A 19,999-nucleotide genomic window follows, 5' to 3' on the forward strand; every position below is an offset into this window, starting at 1 on the left:
CTCGTCACGCTCTGGTTTCCCAAAGCCCATAACACTCTCATTCTTACCGATATACATGATTCACACTGTTGCCACTTTCATACATACAAACAAGCTGCTTTCCAAAAACGGTCTGCACTTTGTGGCACTGTCCGGAGGCGCGGACAGTGTCGCACTGTTGCTTGTGCTTGCCGATCTTGGGTACAGCGTTGAGGCTGTACACTGCAACTTCCACCTTCGTGGGGAAGAAAGCAACCGTGACGAATCGTTCTGCCGTGACCTGTGCAAGAGTGCCGGAATAAGGCTGCATGTCGTGCATTTCGACACACAATCTTTCGCAAAACTGCATGGCATAAGCATAGAAATGGCGGCAAGGGATTTGCGCTACTCTTACTTTCATCAACTAAAGAAAGACCTTGATGCCGAGAGTATTTGCGTTGCACACCATAAGGACGATCTGGCAGAGACGGTGCTCATGAACCTTGTACGTGGCACCGGACTGTTAGGACTGACAGGCATCAGACCGAAGAACGGGGATGTCGTGCGCCCGTTCCTGTGTGTCGGCAGGAAAGATATAGAAGATTTCCTTGTATTGCGAGGGCAGAAGTTTGTGACGGACAGCACCAATCTTGTCGACGATGTGACAAGGAACAATGTCAGGCTTAACATCATTCCGCTTCTGAAAAGAATCAACCCCTCTGTCACAGACGCCGTTGCAAGCACGGCGCAGCATGTCGCCGACGCTCTGAAACTGCTTGAAGAGAGCACTAACGAGTGGATAGCGAAATGCACTAAAAATGCCGGCGGAACAACAGAAATCAACATCAAGACATTGCTTGGCAGCCCTTCGCCAAACCATATTCTATACTCCATACTCAGCAGAAGAGGCATTCCGTCGCAAATCATTACAGAAATAAGCAGGCATCTGCACTCCCAAACCGGTACAATGTGGTCGTACAAGGATACTGTTATCTTGCTTGACCGGGGCAACATCGTCATTTCCGACAAGCCGGAATACTTCAAAAAGACAATAATCCCTCTAACCGGCAAATATCTCCTGAGTAATGGCAGGCATCTAAGCATTGACATTATCGAGAAAACAAAAGACTTTGCCATTGACAAAGCCCCTTTTGTCGCGCAAATGGATGCTGAGACAGTGGAGTTTCCTTTGACAATCCGTGAGGTAGAGAATGGCGACAGATTCACTCCGTACGGGATGAAAGGCAGCAAACTTGTCAGTGATTTCCTGACCGACAGGAAGGTAAGCCTTATCGAAAAGAAGAAACAACTTTGCCTGACCGACAGCAACGGAAGAATAATATGGCTGGTGGGGCATCGCATTGGTAACAGCAACAAAATCAGCGTGCATACAATAAAAATCCTTCGCGTGCGTTATTTATAAAAGACTCCGGTTCTTTGCACAAGAGCAAACAGGAGTCTGCAAAACAAGAAAACGCAAAACATTCTGAATGAAAAAGACTTTCAAACTATACCTGTATCTGGCAATCGCACTGGCAATCACCGCTTGCACAAATGACGATTCTTTCTCATCGTCACCAAGCAACGTGCTCACATTCTCCAAAGATACCGTCCTGATGGACACCGTATTCTCACGAGTGCCTTCGTCCACAAGAGAGTTTTGGGTGTTCAACCGTAGCGGTGACGGCATCAGATGCTCGTCAATACGTCTGCAAAACGGCAACCAGACAGGGTATCGTGTGAATGTCAACGGCGTGTATCTCGGGGAAAGTCAGGGGTACCAAATCTTCAATGAAGAGATACGCAAAGGGGACAGCATACGTGTGTTTGTAGAGCTGACATCACCGTTAAACAACCAAAACAAGCCTCACCTTGTATCAGATGACCTTGTATTCAACCTTGAAAGCGGTGTGCAGCAGAAAGTTAACCTCAAAGCATGGTCATGGGATGCCGAAATGATGAGGGATGTTGTCATAAGCGAGGATTACACTTTGGGTGGTGACAAACCAACAGTCATATATGGCGGAATAACCGTTAACAACGGTGCCACACTCACTATCCCTGCCGGAAAAACAATCTATTTCCATGCAGATGCGGGCATCAATGTCCATGGCAGACTGATATGCAGCGGTGAGCAAGGCAAAGAGGTCGTGCTGCGCGGTGACCGTTTGGACAACATGTTTGACTATCTGCCTTACGACGGAGTGTCAGGACAATGGAAAGGCATAACGTTCCATGAAGACAGCGAAGGGAATATCCTGAACTATACAGACTTGCATGCCGCAAACACCGGCATAGAATGCCTGAGTGATACTTTCAGAACAGAGTACACAACCACACAGTTGGCTGTCACAAACTCAACAATACACAACTGCAAGGGCTACGGCATCTATGGGTTCAACAGCAAGATAACTCTTGAAAACACGCAGATTTCCAACACGTTGTATGAGAGTTTGGCAACTTATGGCGGAGATGTGGATGTGAATTTCTGCACCATTGCGCAATTCTATCCTTTCGATGCGGCACGTGGAGCGGCACTTTATTTCAGCAACAACACTGACGATGTGCAGTTTCCGAATATGCACTTAAATGTCCGGAACTCCATTATCACAGGATATGCGGAAGATGTCATCATGGGAGACAATGATGATGAAATCGGCAAACCTTACAGATTCACGAATTGCCTGTTGCGCACACCCGCTATCGAGGATGAGGAACATTTCGTTGATAATATCTTTGAAGACATCGAAGACTCGGACATCGCCGGCTGGAAGAACTTCAAAACGGTTGACACAGACCTGCTCCAATACAATTTCAATCTGGTCGAAACATCACTCGCCATAGACAAAGCATCGACAGAAAGTCCTGTCCCCACTTATGACAGAGCAGGCAACAAACGCGACGAAAAGCCCGATATGGGTTGCTATGAATACATTGCTCCACCAACAACAGAAGAATAACACATTACAAAACCTATAATCTAAACACAATGGACACACTGAACATAAACATCTCAATAAAGAAGCACAAGCCGGAGGAACTATCGGAAAAAGACCGCATGCTTGTCGAGAAAGCCATAAAGGCGACATATAACTCTTACTCACCATACTCACATTTCAGTGTCGGTGCATGCTTGCTCCTTGGCGACGGCTCTACCGTAATTGGGGCAAACCAAGAGAATGCCGCTTATCCTTCCGGTCTGTGCGCTGAAAGAAGTGCGATTTTCGCAGCCCAGTCACAACATCCTGACCTGCCTGTCAAGGCGATAGCCATCGCAGCACGCAACACAAGCGGAAACCTGACAGCACAGCCTGTCACCCCATGTGGCTCCTGCCGGCAGGTGATTATTGAAATAGAGGAACGCTACAAGCAGCCTGTGCGCATACTGCTCTACGGAACAGAGGTTGTCTATGAAATCGAAACAGTGCGCGACCTCCTGCCTCTGTGCTTTGTAAGCGAAGACATGGAGGGATGATTCTGAAACAAACACACTTAACATACAATGCTACATTTTATTTGCTTCGGAAGCGGTAGCAGCGGAAATTGCTATTACCTGTACACCGAAACCGAAGGCATACTGATTGATGCAGGCATAGGGACACGCACCCTGAAGAGACATTTCTCGGACTATGGGCTGTCAATGCAGAAAATCAGTGCCATACTCATCACACACGACCACGCAGACCATATCAAATCAGTAGGAGCAATCTCAACAGAGTTCTTCCTGCCTGTCTACTCCACTGCCGCTGTACACCACGGCATTGAAGAGAATTTCTGTGTGCGAAAGAAAATCAAACCGGGATTTGAACGTTATGTCGAACACGGCGAAACTTTCGAAATCGGCGGTTTTTCCGTGACCTGCTTCAAAGTGCCGCATGACAGCCAGGACAACAATGGCTATCTTGTGCGCTATCGTGATGTGGCATTCTGCCTCATCACAGATGCCGGAATGGTCACTGATGAGATGAAACCTTACATCACACAAGCAAACTATCTTGTGCTGGAGGCAAACCATGACACTGAGATGCTGCACAACGGTCCTTATCCTGAGTATCTCAAAAAGCGCATAACAAGCAACAACGGGCACCTCTCCAATGTCCAGTGTGGCATAGCTCTTGCAGAGAACGCATCGCCGGAACTCAAGCATGTATGGCTCGCCCATCTTTCGGAAGAGAATAACCACCCAGAGCTGGCACGCAAGACAGTTGAGATGCAGCTCCGCGAATACGGCATAGTCGCAGGCAAAGACTTCCAACTTGATGTGCTTAAGCGCAAAACGCCATCCGAAGCCATTGAACTTTTATGAACATTTTGACAAAACAACAGTAACATAAAGAATCCACATAACTTAATGAAACAGATATTCGTATTCCTTATTCTATCATTCCTTATACCTGCAAACCTTATCCAAGCACAAGTGAAACGTGAATTCCGTGGTGCTTGGATTCAATGTGTCAATGGACAGTTCATCGGCATGAGCACACAAGAGATGCAGAAAACATTGGCATACCAACTCGACGAACTGCAAAAAGACGGATGTAACGCCATATTCTTTCAGGTGCGTCCGGAATGTGATGCTCTTTACGAAAGCAGAATCGAACCATGGAGCCGGTTTCTGACAGGCAGGCAAGGCGTCGCCCCTTCCCCTTATTGGGATCCATTGGCATGGATGATAGAGCAATGCCATAAGCGCAACATGGAACTGCATGCATGGATAAACCCTTACCGTGCAAAGACAAAGTTCACACGCGAACTGGCCGGCAACCATATCGCAAAGACAAACCCGGAGCTTGTATTCCAATACGACGGACTGCTTTTGCTTAATCCTGCTTATAGGAAAAACCGTGACCATATCTGCCGTGTCGTGCTGGACATCGTCACACGCTATGACGTTGACGGACTGCACATTGACGACTATTTCTATCCCTACCCTGCCGCAGGACAGCAGATTCCGGATGCTGATGATTTCAGAAGATACAGCAACGGAATAGCAGACATACGCGACTGGCGCAGATATAACGTGGACTTGTTCATGGAACAACTCTCAAAAACCATACGCAATGCAAAACCGTGGGTGAAATTCGGTGTATCTCCTTTCGGCATCTACCGTAATAAAAAGTCTGACCCAAAGAACGGCTCTGACACCAACGGACTGCAGAACTATGACGACCTGTATGCAGATGTCCTCAAATGGGTGAACAATGGTTGGGTGGATTACTGCGTTCCACAGATATATTGGCAGATTGGACATAAGGCAGCTGACTATGCAACCCTCATACGCTGGTGGGACAAGCATTGCGGAAACCGACCACTGTTTATCGGAGAAGATGTCGAGCGTACTGTGAAATTCGCTGATCCTGCGAATCCTAATGCACACCAGCTTGACGCAAAGATGCGCCTTCACCGTGAGATGAAGCATGCCAACGGCCATGTCCTCTGGTATGCAAAGGCGGCTGTGGACAATGTTGGCAACTATGGCACACTGCTGCGCACCAAATACTGGAAGAAACCTGCATTGATGCCTGAAATGAAATTCATCAGCAAGAATGCCCCGAAAAAGGTAAAAAGCCTGAAAAGTGTATGGACATCTGACGGATACATGCTTTTCTGGACTGCACCAAAGTCCAAAGATTGGAGCACAGAGGCAACCAAATATGTTGTCTATGCTTTCAAGAAAGGCAGCAAGATTGACACAAGCAGCGCGGCGAACATTGTTGCTGTCACAAGCAACACGTTTGTCAAACTCAATTATATCCACGGAAAAGAAAACTACACATTCGTAGTCACACCACTCAACCGCATACACAACGAAGGGAAAGCTGCAAAGAAAAAGGTGAAACTATAATATGTGACACATCGCCTCTCCTACAAACAAAAATAGTAAAGCAATGAGAAAAACAGCATTACTCCTTGTTCTGTTCCTGTCTATACCTATCATCATGCAGGCAAAAAAACAAACAGTAACTCTCCGCATCTTGGAGACATCCGACGTGCACGGCTGCTTCTTTCCATGGGATTTCATCAACAAACGCCCGATGAAAGGAACACTCGCCAGACTCTCCACATATTTAAATAATGTGCGCAGCGAGAACCCGGACGGGGTCATCCTTCTTGAAAACGGTGACATACTCCAGGGACAACCTATAAACTATTATTACAATTACATCAGCCCTGAGAAGACAAACATCGCCGCACAGTGCATCAACTATCTGAAATATGACGCACAAAACTGGGGCAACCATGACACAGAGACGGGACATCCATGCTATGACAAATGGGGCAAGGAGATTCTGGCTCCTGTGCTCGGCGCAAATGTCATAGACAGGAAAACCGGAAAGCCTTACCTGAAGCCATACACAATAATAGAGCGCAAGGGCATAAAAGTGGCTGTCATCGGCATGATTACCCCTGCTGTCCCTAACTGGCTGGCAGAGAATCTTTGGTCAGGGCTGTCGTTCGAGGACATGGTCGCTTCTTCCCGCAAATGGGTTGAGACAGTCCGGAAAGAAGAAAAGCCGGACATAATCATCGGATTGTTCCACGCCGGACTGAGCGGCGGAATTAGTGCCAACGGATACGATGAGGACGCTTCGGAGCGCGTTGCAAAGGAAGTTCCCGGCTTCGATGCCATACTTTTCGGACATGACCACCGTGTCTATAACAATAAAATCGTGAACTGCGAAAACAAGGAGGTGCTGCTCTGCAACCCGGCAAGCAACGCCCAGAATGTCGTGGATGTGACAATAACAATAACAAAGAGTGGCAAAAAAATCATTTCCAAGACCATTGACGGCAAGATTGTTGACATCCGTAACATGGATGTTGACAACAAGTTTATGGCACATTTCACAAAAGACATTGAAGATGTAAAGGAATGGGCGGACAGGAAAATAGGCACAACCGACACAACTATCACCACACGCGACAGTTTCTTTGGCTCCAGTGCTTTCACAGACCTTGTCCACAATCTGCAGCTAAGCATCACCGGAGCTGACATTTCACTCACAGCTCCTCTCACATTCAATGCCACTCTTGCAAAAGGAGACATCACCGTTGCTGACATGTTCAACCTTTACAAGTTTGAGAACCAGCTTTATACAATGAAGCTCAGTGGAGAGGAAATCAGAAAACATCTTGAAATGTCATACGACCTTTGGGTGAACACCATGAAATCTCCTGACGACCATATCATGCTGCTTGACAACGCATCAGGCAATGACAACCAGCGCTCGGGATTCAAGAACATGACTTTCAATTTCGACTCTGCCGCAGGAATAATCTATACTGTGGATGTGACAAAGCCAAATGGCAGCAAAGTCAACATCATCAGTATGGCTGACGGCTCGCCGTTTGATGAGAAGAAAATATATAAAGTTGCCGTTAACAGCTATCGCGGTAATGGCGGCGGCGAACTTCTCACACTCGGAGCCGGCATCCCGAAGGAGAAACTTGATGAAAGAATCATCGCACGCACGGAACATGACCAGCGGTGGTATCTCATGAAAGAGATAGAGCGCCTTGGCTATATAAGCCCGAAGGCCAACAACAACTGGAAATTCATACCGGAAGAATGGGCAAAACCTGCCATAGAACGTGACCGCAAAATAATATTTGGAGAATGATGAAATATTGGTTTATATTCAATAAAGACTTGCTCCTCTTGCAAAAGGACAAGGAGGGAACGTACACAATCCCTTTCCAAGAGGAGTGTCCTGTCACGCTTCAACCTTCACATACAATCCACAATATAACACCGCTTGTCTGTGATGACGGGACATCTTATCCAGTAAAAGCAATACGCATCGACACTCCAATGGATAGGGAAGGATATGAGATGATAGGATTAAGGCAGTCCTATCACCTAATTCCGCTACACCTGTACAACAAAGCAGGCAAATGTGAAGAAATTCTTTATTGGGATGAGCAGACAAGATTCTGCGGATGTTGCGGAGCTCCAATGGAACTTTCCACCGACATCTCAAAGAAATGCACACAATGTGGCAAGGAAATATGGCCTGCACTTGCAACAGCAATCATTGTCCTTATACGCAGAGGCGATGAAGTTTTGCTTGTAAAGGCAAAGAATTTCAAGCGTGACTACTACGGACTCGTTGCCGGATTCGTAGAGACAGGCGAAAGTCTGGAAGAGACTGTGAAACGTGAAGTAATGGAAGAGACTGGATTGGAAATCAGCAATATCAGGTATTTCGGTTCACAGCCATGGCCCTACCCTTGCGGTCTGATGATTGGCTTCACTGCCGACTACATCGCCGGAAAAATCCATATCCAGGAAGAGGAACTAAAAACCGCAGGTTGGTTCACACGCGACAATATGCCACCAATCCCGGAAAAGCTCTCCATAGCACGCAAACTGATTGATGATTGGCTGGCAAAATCATAGTGCAGCCCTGTATGCCGTTTACAGGATGTCATTACAAACCAACAAATTGCATTAACGTAAATATACAAAATAAGCTGTGTCTATTTTGACACAGCTTATTTTGTATATGCTGACAAAGTACTCTGCCCTTACTTTATGAACAGCATTTCCCTGTATTTAGGCAGTGTCCACAACTCATCCGAGATGAGAAGTTCAAGACTGTCAATCTCTGTTCGGATTTCCTCCATGATTGGAACAACAGTGTCATGGTAAGCCACAGCCTTCTCCCTTGCAGAAGAGAGCCTGTTTGCCACTTTCCTGTTGTCTACAAGCGTTGTGACTCCTGCTTCTATGCGCTCTATGCGCTCGGCAATCTCACGTATAATCTCCTTGTTGCGATGAGTGAGCTTCTTGCATTCGTCTGCCTCGAAAATCTTGTACATGTTTTCCACAAGTTCCACGAGTTCAGACTGATACTTTGTCGCTGTCGGGATGATATGATTGAGCGAAAGGTCTCCAAGGACTCTTGCTTCAATCTGAATCTTCTTTGTATAGGTTTCCCATTTTACCTCATTTCTTGCCTCCAGCTCACACCTTCTCATGACATTCATTGACTCGAACATCCGGACACTGTCATCATCAAGGTATCTGTCGAAAACCACAGGGCATGAGTTCTCTGTATCCAGACCTCTTCTTTCTGCCTCCTGACGCCATTCTTCCGAATAGCCATTGCCGTCAAAGTGTATTGGCTTGCATGCCACAATGTCTTCTCGCAAGACTTTCACAACAGCCTCATACTTTTCTTCGCCTGCCTCAACAAGTGCATCCACCCTGCGACGGAAATCTGTCAGAGCCTCAGCAACTGCAGTGTTGAGCACAATCATGGAACTTGCACAATTGGCTTCCGAACCCACTGCACGGAACTCAAACCTGTTGCCGGTGAAAGCGAATGGCGATGTCCTGTTTCTGTCTGTGTTATCCATAAGGAGCTCCGGAATCACAGGGATATCAAGTTTCACCGCTTTCTTGCCGGCAAGGTTGAAGACATCTTTACTGTCCGATTTCTCAAGTGCTCCAAGGAGTTCGGAAAGCTGACGTCCAAGGAATGATGACACGATGGCAGGTGGAGCCTCATTAGCACCAAGTCTGTGAGAATTGGATGCAGACATTATCGAAGCCTTCAGCAGCCCGTTGTGCTTGTACACACCCATAAGTGTCTCCACGATGAACACCGTGAATCTCAGATTATCCATTGGAGTTTTGCCCGGTGCATGGAGCAATATTCCGGTATCAGTTGTCAGCGACCAGTTGTTATGCTTTCCGGAACCATTGATTCCTGCAAACGGCTTTTCGTGAAGCAGGCATCTGAATCCATGCTTCCTTGCAATTCTCTTCATGATAGACATGAGGAGCATGTTATGGTCTATGGCGAGGTTCATTTCCTCAAAGATAGGCGCAATCTCAAACTGGTTTGGAGCAACCTCGTTATGCCTTGTCTTGCATGGTATGCCAAGTTCCAAAGCCTTTATCTGAAGCTCTTTCATGAACTGAGCGACTCTTTCCGGTATTGTACCGAAATAGTGGTCGTCCATCTGCTGGTTCTTCGCCGAATCATGCCCCATCAGCGTCCTTCCCGTCATCACGAGGTCAGGTCTTGCTGCATAGAGGTCTTCATCAACAAGGAAATATTCCTGCTCCCAACCAAGGTTTGCGGAGACTTTCTTTACATCAGGATAGAAAATCTTGCAAACTTCAGTCGCAGATTTGCCCACGGCAGCCAACGCACGCAGCAAAGGTGCTTTGTAGTCAAGAGCTTCGCCTGTGTATGATATGAATATCGTCGGGATACATAACGTGTCATCCATGATAAACACAGGTGATGTAGGGTCCCATGCAGAATAGCCTCGCGCCTCGAATGTAGCTCTGATACCTCCTGAAGGGAACGAGGAAGCGTCCGGCTCCTGCTGCACAAGAAGCTTGCCCTCAAACTCCTCTATCATTCCGCCATTACTGTCCAGTTCCACAAATGAGTCGTGCTTCTCCGCAGTACCCTCTGTAAGAGGCTGGAACCAGTGTGTATAATGGGTCACTCCATTTTCCACAGCCCACTGCCTCATGCCTCTTGCCACCGCATCTGCTATGGAACGGTCAAAAGGTGCGCCATTGTCCATGACATCCAACATCTGTTCATAGACTTTGTTCGGAAGATAGCGGTACATCTTTGCACGGGTGAAGACATACTTGCCAAAATAATCAGAAGGGCGCTCCTTTGGCTCTTCAACCATTATAGGTTTCTTTTTTGATGCAGTAGTGACTGCGTGGAATCGTAGATTTGCCATTTGCTGTATATGATTTTACTTTTTATATCCGAAAACGATACAAAGTTAGATAATATTATTTAAATTAAGGTGTAGTACGAGCCCCTTTTATGTTTTTTTACGATAATAGAATATTTTTGGAAAAAAAACACAGAAAAGTTTTGCCAATTCAGAAAAAAGCAGTACCTTTGCACTCGCTAAGAACAAATGACAGTTTTGGTGCGTTAGTTCAGTTGGTTAGAATGCCAGCCTGTCACGCTGGAGGTCACGGGTTCGAGTCCCGTACGCACCGCAGAAGGAGATAAACTTTTGTTTATCTCCTTTTTTTTGTATACAATGCAAAACAAACTCTATGCGCTGCCATACTTATTTACAGTCATCCACAAAAGGAGACAACGCAACTGTCGGCGCACCATTCTCAAAACAGCCCATAGTGTAACCACCATTGTACCCTGCCGGTGCCTGTGGCTCCCAATAGAAAACACCTTCCACATCAGCTTTCATCATTCTTGCTATCAACAGCTTGCAAGCCTCCGCCTCATTGTACGGCATGCCAATCTCACAAATCATGACAAGTTTCTTATACTTAGCCTTCAATCGCTTGACATTTGCGGCAACATCGTCAGCAACCTTTTCCCAACCGCCCGTCTCTCCACTCTGCGCTGCCCAGAAGGGATAGACCGACATACCAATCATATCATATTTTCCACCATAGGTCTCCAACGCATCAAACATCCTGTCATAACGCTGTGGGTCGTTGCCATTATCCAAATGGACAATGCACTTCGCCTTGGGGAAAACACTCTTCGCAGCATCATAACCGGCATTGTTCAGTGCAGCATACTGTGCAGGATTCTTCTCAATATCGCCCACCGGCAGCATCATTCCCGGAGTTGTCTCATTGCCAATCTGCACCCACTCCGGCTTCACTCCCACTGCTTTCAACGCCATCAGCGTCTCTTTAACATGAGCAGCAAGAGCCTTTTTCTGCTCTTCAAACGAAAGTTCCTTCCACGCCGCAGGCATTCTTTGCTGCCCGGGGTCCGCCCATGAGTCAGAGAAATGGAAGTCAATCATCGTACGAAGCCCCAAACGTTCCGCACGGACTGCCTTCACAACAACATCTTCTATGCCGTTCCAACGCTCTTTCGGGTTAACCCACACACGAAGACGGATGGAGTTCACACCGCAAAATTCCTTCAACAATTGCATGCACTCCATCTTCTTCCGAGCTTCTCCCGGTGTGTAGAAAGCCATACCTTTGTCCTCCATTTCTGTCACCCAACTGACATCCGCCCCACGAACAAAGCCCTTTTCCTTGGAAACACCGGCTGTCAAACTGCCTGTTTTGCACGAACAGCAAAGCAACATTGCAGCAAGGACAGGCAAGAACACAATGTTTTTCATTCTCATACTATCAAAATTAAGTTTTAGTTATTGTCATTTTCTACCACAAAAGTACACATTTTTCAGCAAATCACAGCATTTTTCTTTAGAAAACATATACAAAAACAGAAGCAAGACACCAGATTATGCCAAAGCATTACCCGGTGTCCTGCAACTGTCTATAATCAAAAACCAATTACTTAATCATGCTTATGCTGCGGGAGAGGAAACTATCGAGAGCCGCTCCGCGAAGCATACCGTTCTGGAGGAGTGCAAGATCGATGAGCTGGTGCACGACATCATTCTGCTGCGCATAGTCGGCAAGCACCTTCTTGCGCGCATCTTTCTGAGCCTCAATGTCCTTGTTTGTCTTTGCAAGATCGTCCTTCTCGTCCTGCGGAATCTCTTCATCCTTCTTGCCCGCCTTGCTCTGCTCAAGCACAGCCTTACGAGCTTCAAGTCCCTTTATCTCACTGTCGATAGGCTTCAACTGCTCTGCGCATGCCGCATCGGTGTCGCTGAGAACCTTCGCGATGAGCGGATGGTCAGAGTTAAGCACCATACCGAAAGAGTCAGGCATCTCTCCATAGAACGACATTCCTGCCTGCAAATGAGACATTTCCTTCATACGGCGCATCCATTCGTTCTGAGTTATGACGACAGGCTTCTGCTCCGCACCAAGTCCTTCTACCTCAATGTTGAACTGTGCCTTCTCTATCTTAGGCAGCTGGCTTTGGAATACGGCTGACAAGTTGTCAGTCTCTGCGGCTGACAGTTCGGTCTTCTTGCGGTCTTCCTTTACGATAAGACGCTCAACGATGTCAGAATCAACACGTGTGAAGCGCGATTTCTCGAAATGCTGCTCAAACACCTGCACTGCCGGAACGTCCAACTCACCGTCGAACATCAGCACGGAATAGCCCTTGTCCTGCGCTGCCTTGATGTATGAATACTGTGATTCCTTGTCTGTGGCATAAAGATAGATGAGGTTGCCGTCCTTGTCTGTCTGCGCTTCCTTGATAAGTTCCTTGTACTCGTCGTAAGTGAAGAACTTGCCCTCGATGTCTTTCAGCAGGGCAAACTCCTTGGCTCTGTCATAGAAATCCTGCTGAGAGAGCATACCGTAGTTGATGAAGAGCTTCAGAGAGTCCCATTTCTCCTCGTACTCCTTGCGGTTGTCGTTAAAGATAGACTTCAGGCGGTCAGCGACTTTCTTTGTAATGTAAGTACTGATTTTCTTAACGTTAGCGTCACTCTGAAGGTAAGAGCGGGAGACATTCAGCGGAATGTCCGGAGAATCAATCACACCGTGGAGCAAGGTAAGGAACTCAGGCACGATGCCCTCAACCTGGTCTGTCACGAACACCTGATTGCAATAGAGCTGAATCTTGTTGCGTGTCAGTTCAAGGTTGGACTTCACCTTAGGGAAATAAAGAATACCGGTCAGGTTGAACGGATAATCGACATTGAGGTGAATCCAGAACAGTGGCTCGTCGGACATAGGATAGAGCGTGCGGTAAAACTCTTTGTAGTCCTCATCGGTCAGTGATGACGGAGTCTTCACCCACATAGGCTCAACACTGTTGATGATGTTGTCCTCGGCAGTGTCCACCATCTTCTTCTCCTCTGAACTCCACTCCTGCTTCTTGCCGAAAGCCACAGGAACGGACATGAACTTGCAGTATTTGTTCAGCAAATCCTGAATTTTCTGCTGCTCAAGGAATTCCTTGCTGTCCTCAGAGATGTGGAGGATGATGTCTGTGCCGTGCTCTGCCTTCTCCGCATCGGTAATCTCGTACTCAGGAGAGCCGTCGCAAGTCCATTTCACAGCCTTTGCACCGTCCTTGTATGACAATGTGACAATGTCCACCTTGTCAGAAACCATGAACGAAGAGTAGAAACCGAGACCGAAATGACCTATTATCTGGTTGGCGTCATCCTTGAACTTCTCGAGGAAATCCGTCACACCCGAGAATGCAATCTGATTGATGTAGCGGTCGATTTCCTCCTCGGTCATACCGATACCGTTGTCGCTGATTGTCAGTGTCTTTGCCTCTTTGTCCAAAGAAACTGTCACTTTCAGATTGTCAACACTGCCACCGAACTCGCCTTTCTGTGCGAGAGTCTTCAGTTTCTGTGACGCATCGACAGCATTGGAAACCATTTCGCGAAGAAAGATTTCCTGGTCACTGTACAAGAATTTCTTGATGACAGGGAAGATGTTCTCTGTCGTAACTCCAATATTTCCTTTTGCCATAATTGTATGTTTTTGTTTGTTATTATCGTTCTGCCATAGTCTTTACAAAATCCATGCCAAAACGACAGCATGGCAGTCACAGCACATTCAGCCCGGCAAACATCCACAATGTCGGAAACGAAAAACCGGCATGGATTTTCCCGTTGCCAACGAGTGACACAATGAAAGGTAACCTTTCGCATTGCAAAATATTACGATTTACCCGGTAAAAGATTATCTTTCGCAGGACAAAGTGTCACCTTCCGCCATGACAACTGTTGTTTAACGTTTGTTGTATTTTTAGTTTATGAAAAGTAAAGAAATGCTTTACTTTTTGCTGCATGTCGCGCCATTTTGCTTACATATTAACAAAGGAGAGGTACTTTCTTGCAATCCACCCCTCGTTTTTTCCTCTTTTTTCAAAGCGAAGCAAAAAAAAGACACCGGTTTATGCTTTATTTACAAAAACAAATGTTATCTTTGTACCCGAAATACCTATGTGACCTGAAACCTTTATATCATCTGCCATTTATGAAGAACACCACACGCACAGCATTGGCATTCTGCCTTACTTTTCTTTCCACAAACATACTCTATGCCAGAGACATAGGGCAGAATGAAGATGAAACCACTAAAACCATAGTCTTCCGATACGATGATTCCGGCAACAGGATTGCACGCAGCAGTGGCAGCAATGCCAAGCAGGGCAGCCGTGCCAAAAGCAAGGTTTTCTCCGGTGCAGACATCACGAAGAATGCCGGGAAGGAGGACAGCTACACAATCAGGTTGGAGAGATCGGCAGTTCTGCATGACTGCACTTTGAACATCTATGACCACTCCGGCAGGCTTCTTGCCGGCAAGGCACTCAAAGAGCCGGCAAACGAACTGTCAATGGAGGGCTTCCGTCCGGGCATATATATCATTGAGGTCATAACCGATAAGGGTACGTATTCAACAAAAATCATCAAAAGATAGCCGGCATGAAGAGAAGATATACAAAATACAGCTTATTCATGCTGTTATTGTTGGTATGCACCACCGTTTTTGCCAATAATCCTGCGGCATCTTCCATACTAAGCGTTGCATGTCCGAGCGATGACAATGACTTCGGGTACACAAAACAGCCTGTAATCTCCACGTCCGAGGACTCCCCTGTCCTACCCTCAAACGGCGTGTTTGATGTGTCACAGGCGGGTGCTGCAACATACTCCTATGCCATCAATGCCCCGCAAGGTGTCGGTGGCATGAACCCGAACATTGCCATAACCTACAACAGCCAAAGCGGCAACGGCATCGTCGGATGTGGATGCAGCATCAGTGGCATCTCCGCAATCACACGCGGGATGAAAACGGTCTTTCATGATGGATTATCAGTTGGCATACAACATACAAACGATGATGTCTATTATGTTGACGGAGTAAGGCTGAGATTTGTTCCTGGAACAAAAACCGGTCCTGGTGCTACATATATTCCGGAAAACGCACCTTACATCAAATATGCCTGCAACACAACAAACGGCAACTTGTCATTCAGTGTAACCGCAGATAATGGGCTGACATATGAATATGGCGCAACCTCGGATTCAAGGCAGATTTACACAGCCCCCAGCGGCTATAACACAGTATATACCTGGTATATTAGCAAAGTAACAGACCATAATGGAAACTATATCGCTTACAGATATACAACAGACAACGGTACAGTCTATCCGAAAGAAATAATCTATGGTTCAAACACCAAACAAGATACATATACCTATAATTACATACGCTTCAACTACGAGCAACGCCCTGATGTTCTGGAGTATCTCTTATGGAAACATAAGATGGAGATGTCCCTGCGTCTCAGCAGCATTGAGATAGGAACAAACGCAGACACATACAGAACTTACACATTCCAATACACCACAGAAGACTTGTCAGGCAAGCCTTTCTCACGCCTGCACACCATCACGGAACAAAACGCAGCAGGAGAGTCGCGCCCTCCTGTGACATTCCAATGGGACAATCTGCCTGCATTTTCACAGAAGGTTCTCACTCCGGAAATCCACCTTCCAAAAGGGTCGTACACAAACACTGGCACTTGTACTTATGAAGTCAAGATAGAGAACGAGACCTTCTTCGCTTGCGACATGACAGGTGATGGACTTGCTGACATTGTAGAATTTGCATCTTATTCAGAGATAGATAAATGTGGAGGACACACCAGCACCGTAGACAACACACATCTTTATGTATATCAAGCAATCAATTACAATGGTGTGTTAAGATATATCCTTGCCAACACATTCAAGCTGGGATTCAGTGGATCATTTGAAGGTTTTGAGAACAACAAACTTTCATCATATCAACTGGACTTTGACGGTGACGGACTTGCAGATATTTGCATACCGCAATATATAACAGGAGGAGGATACAAAGGCAGAGACATTGTCTTTGCCATTGCTCGAGGTAAGGATGTTATATCCAGAAACTCCATACCCAAAGGTTTTTCTCATAAAATGAAAAGCAATGACAATAGCCCGCTTTTCACCGCTACAGACATTGACAATGATGGACGAACAGAGGTCATTGTACTCGAAAAAGAACTATATGAAGGAAGCTATATCTGTGAAATCATAGGATATAAAGACGAAAACGGCACAATACACCATGAATATAAAATGGCATTGCCTGAGGCTCCTAAAAATATTTTTACAGGTGACTTCAACAATGATGGAATGCCTGACCTCATGATTGTCTACGAACATGGATATAAGATTTATTTTAACCATGTAGGCAACTTTCAGGGAGGAGGTATGTTTAATGAATATAACTGCATTTCAGGTAATTCATTGACATACGCAGACAGGATGTTCCAAGGTGATTTTAATGGTGATGGGCTTGTTGATTTCCTGACAAACTGCACAAACAATTCAAGCTGGTATTTCCACTTTAATCAGGGCAACGGCGCTTTCCAAAAGAAATATGCAGGAATGCCCGGCCTTTACAAGCATTCTGACGGAAAGGATGATGACAAGATGCAGTGCATGGTGTTTGACTTTGACAATGACGGCAAGTCGGATGTCGTGATGACAAATTATGTCAACAGTTCTGTTCCGTCAAAAACCGTCTGGATGCGCTCAACGGGGTCGTCCCTCGTTCCTGTAAAGGAGTCTGTCTCCAACAATGAGCAGACTTCACTTGCTGCACGCTTTGCCGTAGGATGCTTTACCGGCAGTGGACAAATGGAGCTTATGAACTATGGCTCTGATTGTTACAACTCAGACAACAGTGAATCAAAAGTACATATCTACACAAATGAAAGTTTCACTCCGTCAAGCGGAAAAGTCACAGCCATAACGGATGAGACCGGGCGTCCCATTGACATTTCATATTCTTCCCTGACAGATACAAATGTCTATTCCCAAGGGAACGCATGTACCTATCCCGTTGTAAGCACTACCGTTCCAATGCATGTCGTAAGTGCTGTGAAGACAGACAACGGCGCAGCAGGGAATGCGGAGACAACATACAAGTACACCGGCATGCAAACACATGTGGCGGGACGTGGATTCCTTGGATTCGCAACTGTTTCTGCATCTAACAATACCACAGGCAACAAGATAGAAACAACAACTGAAAGTTGGGACGAAACAAACTTTGTCCCTACAAAAACTATTGTCAAGAAAAGTACGGGTGGAGCTGTCGAAACCACAAAAGTTACAAACACATACAAGCATTTTCCGAACAAGACATTCGCATTGGAGGAAACAATATCGGAGACTGTTGACCCTGACATTTTCTACAGCACCTTATATAAGGTCTACGATACCCAGTACGGTTATCTGCTATCAGAAAAAGAGGAAGGCGACATCACCTCCAACTACCATGAGACTGTTTACAGTGATTACAAAAAGTATGGCTCCAAATGGCTGCCATCGACAATCACATATATAGACAGCAATGAAGATGCTGATGACCCGGTGGAAAGAGAGACACACATCACCTATAACGAAAATGGGCAGAAAGTATCAGAGTGCATAAACTATGGCACGAGTCAGCCCATAACCCATGAATATCAATATGACATTTTCGGCAACGTAACATCCTCATCGACAAGTGGAAACGGTGTCGACAAAATTGAGGACTTAGCTGAATATGACAGTTCAGGACGGTTTGTCGTAAAGAAACAGACATCTCCTGCATCAACCATACTCACCTGCACTCATGACATGTGGGGGAATCTTTTGTCGGAAACCGATGCCACGAATCCGGCGAAACCTCTCACCACAACCTACACATATAACTCATGGGGACAGGCGGAGTCTGCCACATCGCCGACAGGAGTGCGGGCTAAGACCATAAGGGGCTGGAACAATGATACAGCCAAAAGGTATTATGTGCTGGAGTTTGCCGACGGTGCGCCGTGGGTGAAGAACTGGTATGACAGCATGGGGCGTGAAGTGCTGACGGAAAGCGTTGGGTTGAAAGATATAGAACTGTCAACTCAGACTGAATATAACAAGCGCGGGCTGCCTGTACAAGTGATTTCACAGACCGGGGACATCTCAGTCACAAAGACACTGCAATATGACAGCCGTGGACGCGTCATAAGCGAGACAAGCAGCAATGCCGGAACAATAACCTACTCCTACAATGGCAGGGAGGTCACCATTAATGACAACGGACACGAATCAACAAAGGTCTATGGTGACGGAGGGCTTGTAAGGTATGCCACAGACGTGTCGGGAGAGATTGCTTATACATATAATTCTTTCAACAAGCCTGTTGAAGTCGCGGTGATTTCCGCCAACCCGTCGGTAACCATGGAATATGATGGTGTCGGAAACCGCACGGCTCTGAACGATTCCGATGCCGGCCGTACGGAATACCGTTATGATGCCCTCGGCCGTCTGCGGGAACGTACCGATGCCCGTGGACATAAGACAGCATACACTTACGATTCCTTTGGGCGGAAGACACGGACAGACGGCAACGGGACGGTTTTTGCCGAGTATGCCTATGGCGAGTGCGGCATCTCCGCACAGAGACTCATAGAGGAGAAGAGCGGAGACCTCCGCACCACATACACTTATGACGACTACGGCCGTCTGTCATCCAAGACAAGGCATATCGGCGGCGAGGAGCTCACATACAGCTATACCTATAACAATATCGGGCAGATAACCCGAATTACCTATCCCGGCGGCGTCACGGCTGATTACGGCTATGACTGCTACGGCAACCGTACATCTATTTCTGTCAACGGGGAAAAATCGTGGAGCATCAGCTCCTATACAGGCAAGAGGCAGACAACGTCAATGGCCTCAGGCTTTACAGTCTTGGCGGAAACTTCTCTGTATGACGAAAACGGAAGACTGACATCAAGCTTATTACAGGACTGCTCTATGATGATCCGGGTAAAAGACCTGTTCCAAGCATCATACACCTACGACAACACCACAGGCAACCTCACGAAAAAGGATATAGACGGTGCTCCGGCAATCTCCTCCGGTGGGACAATACTGTTGCCGGACACATCGGTATTGGTCCGCCCTATTATCGGGGATGCCAATTTTACACCACTTTCTTCCGACTTGGTGTCCTCAGGGAATTCACATAAAGACGAAAGTTATAAGCTTGCCCTGTTCTGCCAGAACGAGTCATATAGTTATGATAGCTCCGACAGGCTTGTTGAGGTAACCAGCGGCACGAAAGTCATCCAGTCAATATCATATT

Annotated in this window: 12 protein-coding genes and 1 tRNA gene; 10 read left to right on the top strand and 3 right to left on the bottom strand. The window is 46.6% G+C overall.

Translation table 11 applies throughout. The features are described 5' to 3' along the window. Nucleotides 1-55 precede the first annotated feature (55 nt). The 7 genes from tilS (at nucleotide 56) to nudC (ending at nucleotide 8,359) form a co-directional block, all read left to right on the top strand. Nucleotides 56-1,381 (top strand): tRNA lysidine(34) synthetase TilS, encoded by a 1,326-nt coding sequence (gene tilS / locus E5358_RS06490; protein WP_135939415.1) that lies wholly within the window; start codon nucleotides 56-58, stop codon nucleotides 1,379-1,381. A 67-nt stretch (nucleotides 1,382-1,448) separates the two neighbouring features. Beyond that, nucleotides 1,449-2,918 (top strand): right-handed parallel beta-helix repeat-containing protein, encoded by a 1,470-nt coding sequence (locus E5358_RS06495; protein ID WP_135939416.1) that lies wholly within the window; start codon nucleotides 1,449-1,451, stop codon nucleotides 2,916-2,918. A gap of 29 nt (nucleotides 2,919-2,947) precedes the next feature. After that, nucleotides 2,948-3,433, top strand: coding sequence for a cytidine deaminase (gene cdd / locus E5358_RS06500; protein WP_135939417.1), 486 nt, complete (start codon nucleotides 2,948-2,950; stop codon nucleotides 3,431-3,433). Between the two features lie 27 nt (nucleotides 3,434-3,460). Next, entirely contained in the window at nucleotides 3,461-4,264 is an 804-nt protein-coding gene (locus E5358_RS06505) for an MBL fold metallo-hydrolase (protein WP_135939418.1), read from the top strand. Nucleotides 4,265-4,309: 45 nt separating this feature from the next. After that, the gene (locus E5358_RS06510; RefSeq protein ID WP_135939419.1) at nucleotides 4,310-5,803 is read left to right on the top strand and encodes a glycoside hydrolase family 10-like protein; all 1,494 of its coding nucleotides are present in this window, start codon (nucleotides 4,310-4,312) and stop codon (nucleotides 5,801-5,803) included. A 43-nt stretch (nucleotides 5,804-5,846) separates the two neighbouring features. Beyond that, on the top strand, nucleotides 5,847-7,580 hold the full coding sequence (locus tag E5358_RS06515) for a bifunctional metallophosphatase/5'-nucleotidase (RefSeq protein WP_135939420.1): 1,734 nt from the start codon (nucleotides 5,847-5,849) through the stop codon (nucleotides 7,578-7,580). Further along, a complete protein-coding gene (gene nudC, locus E5358_RS06520; RefSeq protein WP_135939421.1) occupies nucleotides 7,577-8,359 on the top strand; it encodes an NAD(+) diphosphatase in 783 nt (260 codons plus the stop codon). The genes E5358_RS06515 and nudC overlap by 4 nt, the downstream gene beginning before the upstream one ends. Before the next feature lie 128 nt (nucleotides 8,360-8,487). Here nudC and E5358_RS06525 read toward each other — a convergent pair whose 3' ends face one another. Continuing rightward, on the bottom strand, nucleotides 8,488-10,677 hold the full coding sequence (locus tag E5358_RS06525; RefSeq protein ID WP_135939422.1) for a glutamine synthetase III family protein: 2,190 nt from the start codon (nucleotides 10,675-10,677) through the stop codon (nucleotides 8,488-8,490). A 197-nt stretch (nucleotides 10,678-10,874) separates the two neighbouring features. Between E5358_RS06525 and E5358_RS06530 the strand changes: the two genes are divergently transcribed. Continuing rightward, nucleotides 10,875-10,948: transfer RNA gene (locus E5358_RS06530), tRNA-Asp, on the top strand. A 74-nt stretch (nucleotides 10,949-11,022) separates the two neighbouring features. Here the strand turns inward: E5358_RS06530 and E5358_RS06535 are convergent. Both E5358_RS06535 and htpG read right to left on the bottom strand, forming a co-directional pair. After that, nucleotides 11,023-12,069 carry a glycosyl hydrolase 53 family protein gene (locus E5358_RS06535; protein ID WP_135939423.1) on the bottom strand — a complete coding sequence of 349 codons (1,047 nt, stop codon included), beginning with the start codon at nucleotides 12,067-12,069 and terminating at the stop codon, nucleotides 11,023-11,025. Nucleotides 12,070-12,238: 169 nt separating this feature from the next. Then, nucleotides 12,239-14,299: a molecular chaperone HtpG gene (htpG, locus tag E5358_RS06540; protein WP_135939424.1), complete on the bottom strand. Its 2,061-nt coding sequence runs from the start codon at nucleotides 14,297-14,299 to the stop codon at nucleotides 12,239-12,241. A 510-nt stretch (nucleotides 14,300-14,809) separates the two neighbouring features. Here htpG and E5358_RS06550 point away from each other — a divergent pair. Both E5358_RS06550 and E5358_RS06555 read left to right on the top strand, forming a co-directional pair. After that, complete coding sequence (locus E5358_RS06550) at nucleotides 14,810-15,253, top strand: T9SS type A sorting domain-containing protein (protein ID WP_168354599.1); 444 nt, start codon at nucleotides 14,810-14,812, stop codon at nucleotides 15,251-15,253. A gap of 5 nt (nucleotides 15,254-15,258) precedes the next feature. Next, nucleotides 15,259-19,999: FG-GAP-like repeat-containing protein (locus E5358_RS06555; RefSeq protein ID WP_135939427.1), on the top strand; the 4,741-nt coding region annotated here is incomplete at its 3' end.

Source organism: Palleniella muris (assembly GCF_004792655.1).
GTDB lineage: Bacteria > Bacteroidota > Bacteroidia > Bacteroidales > Bacteroidaceae > Prevotella > Prevotella muris_A.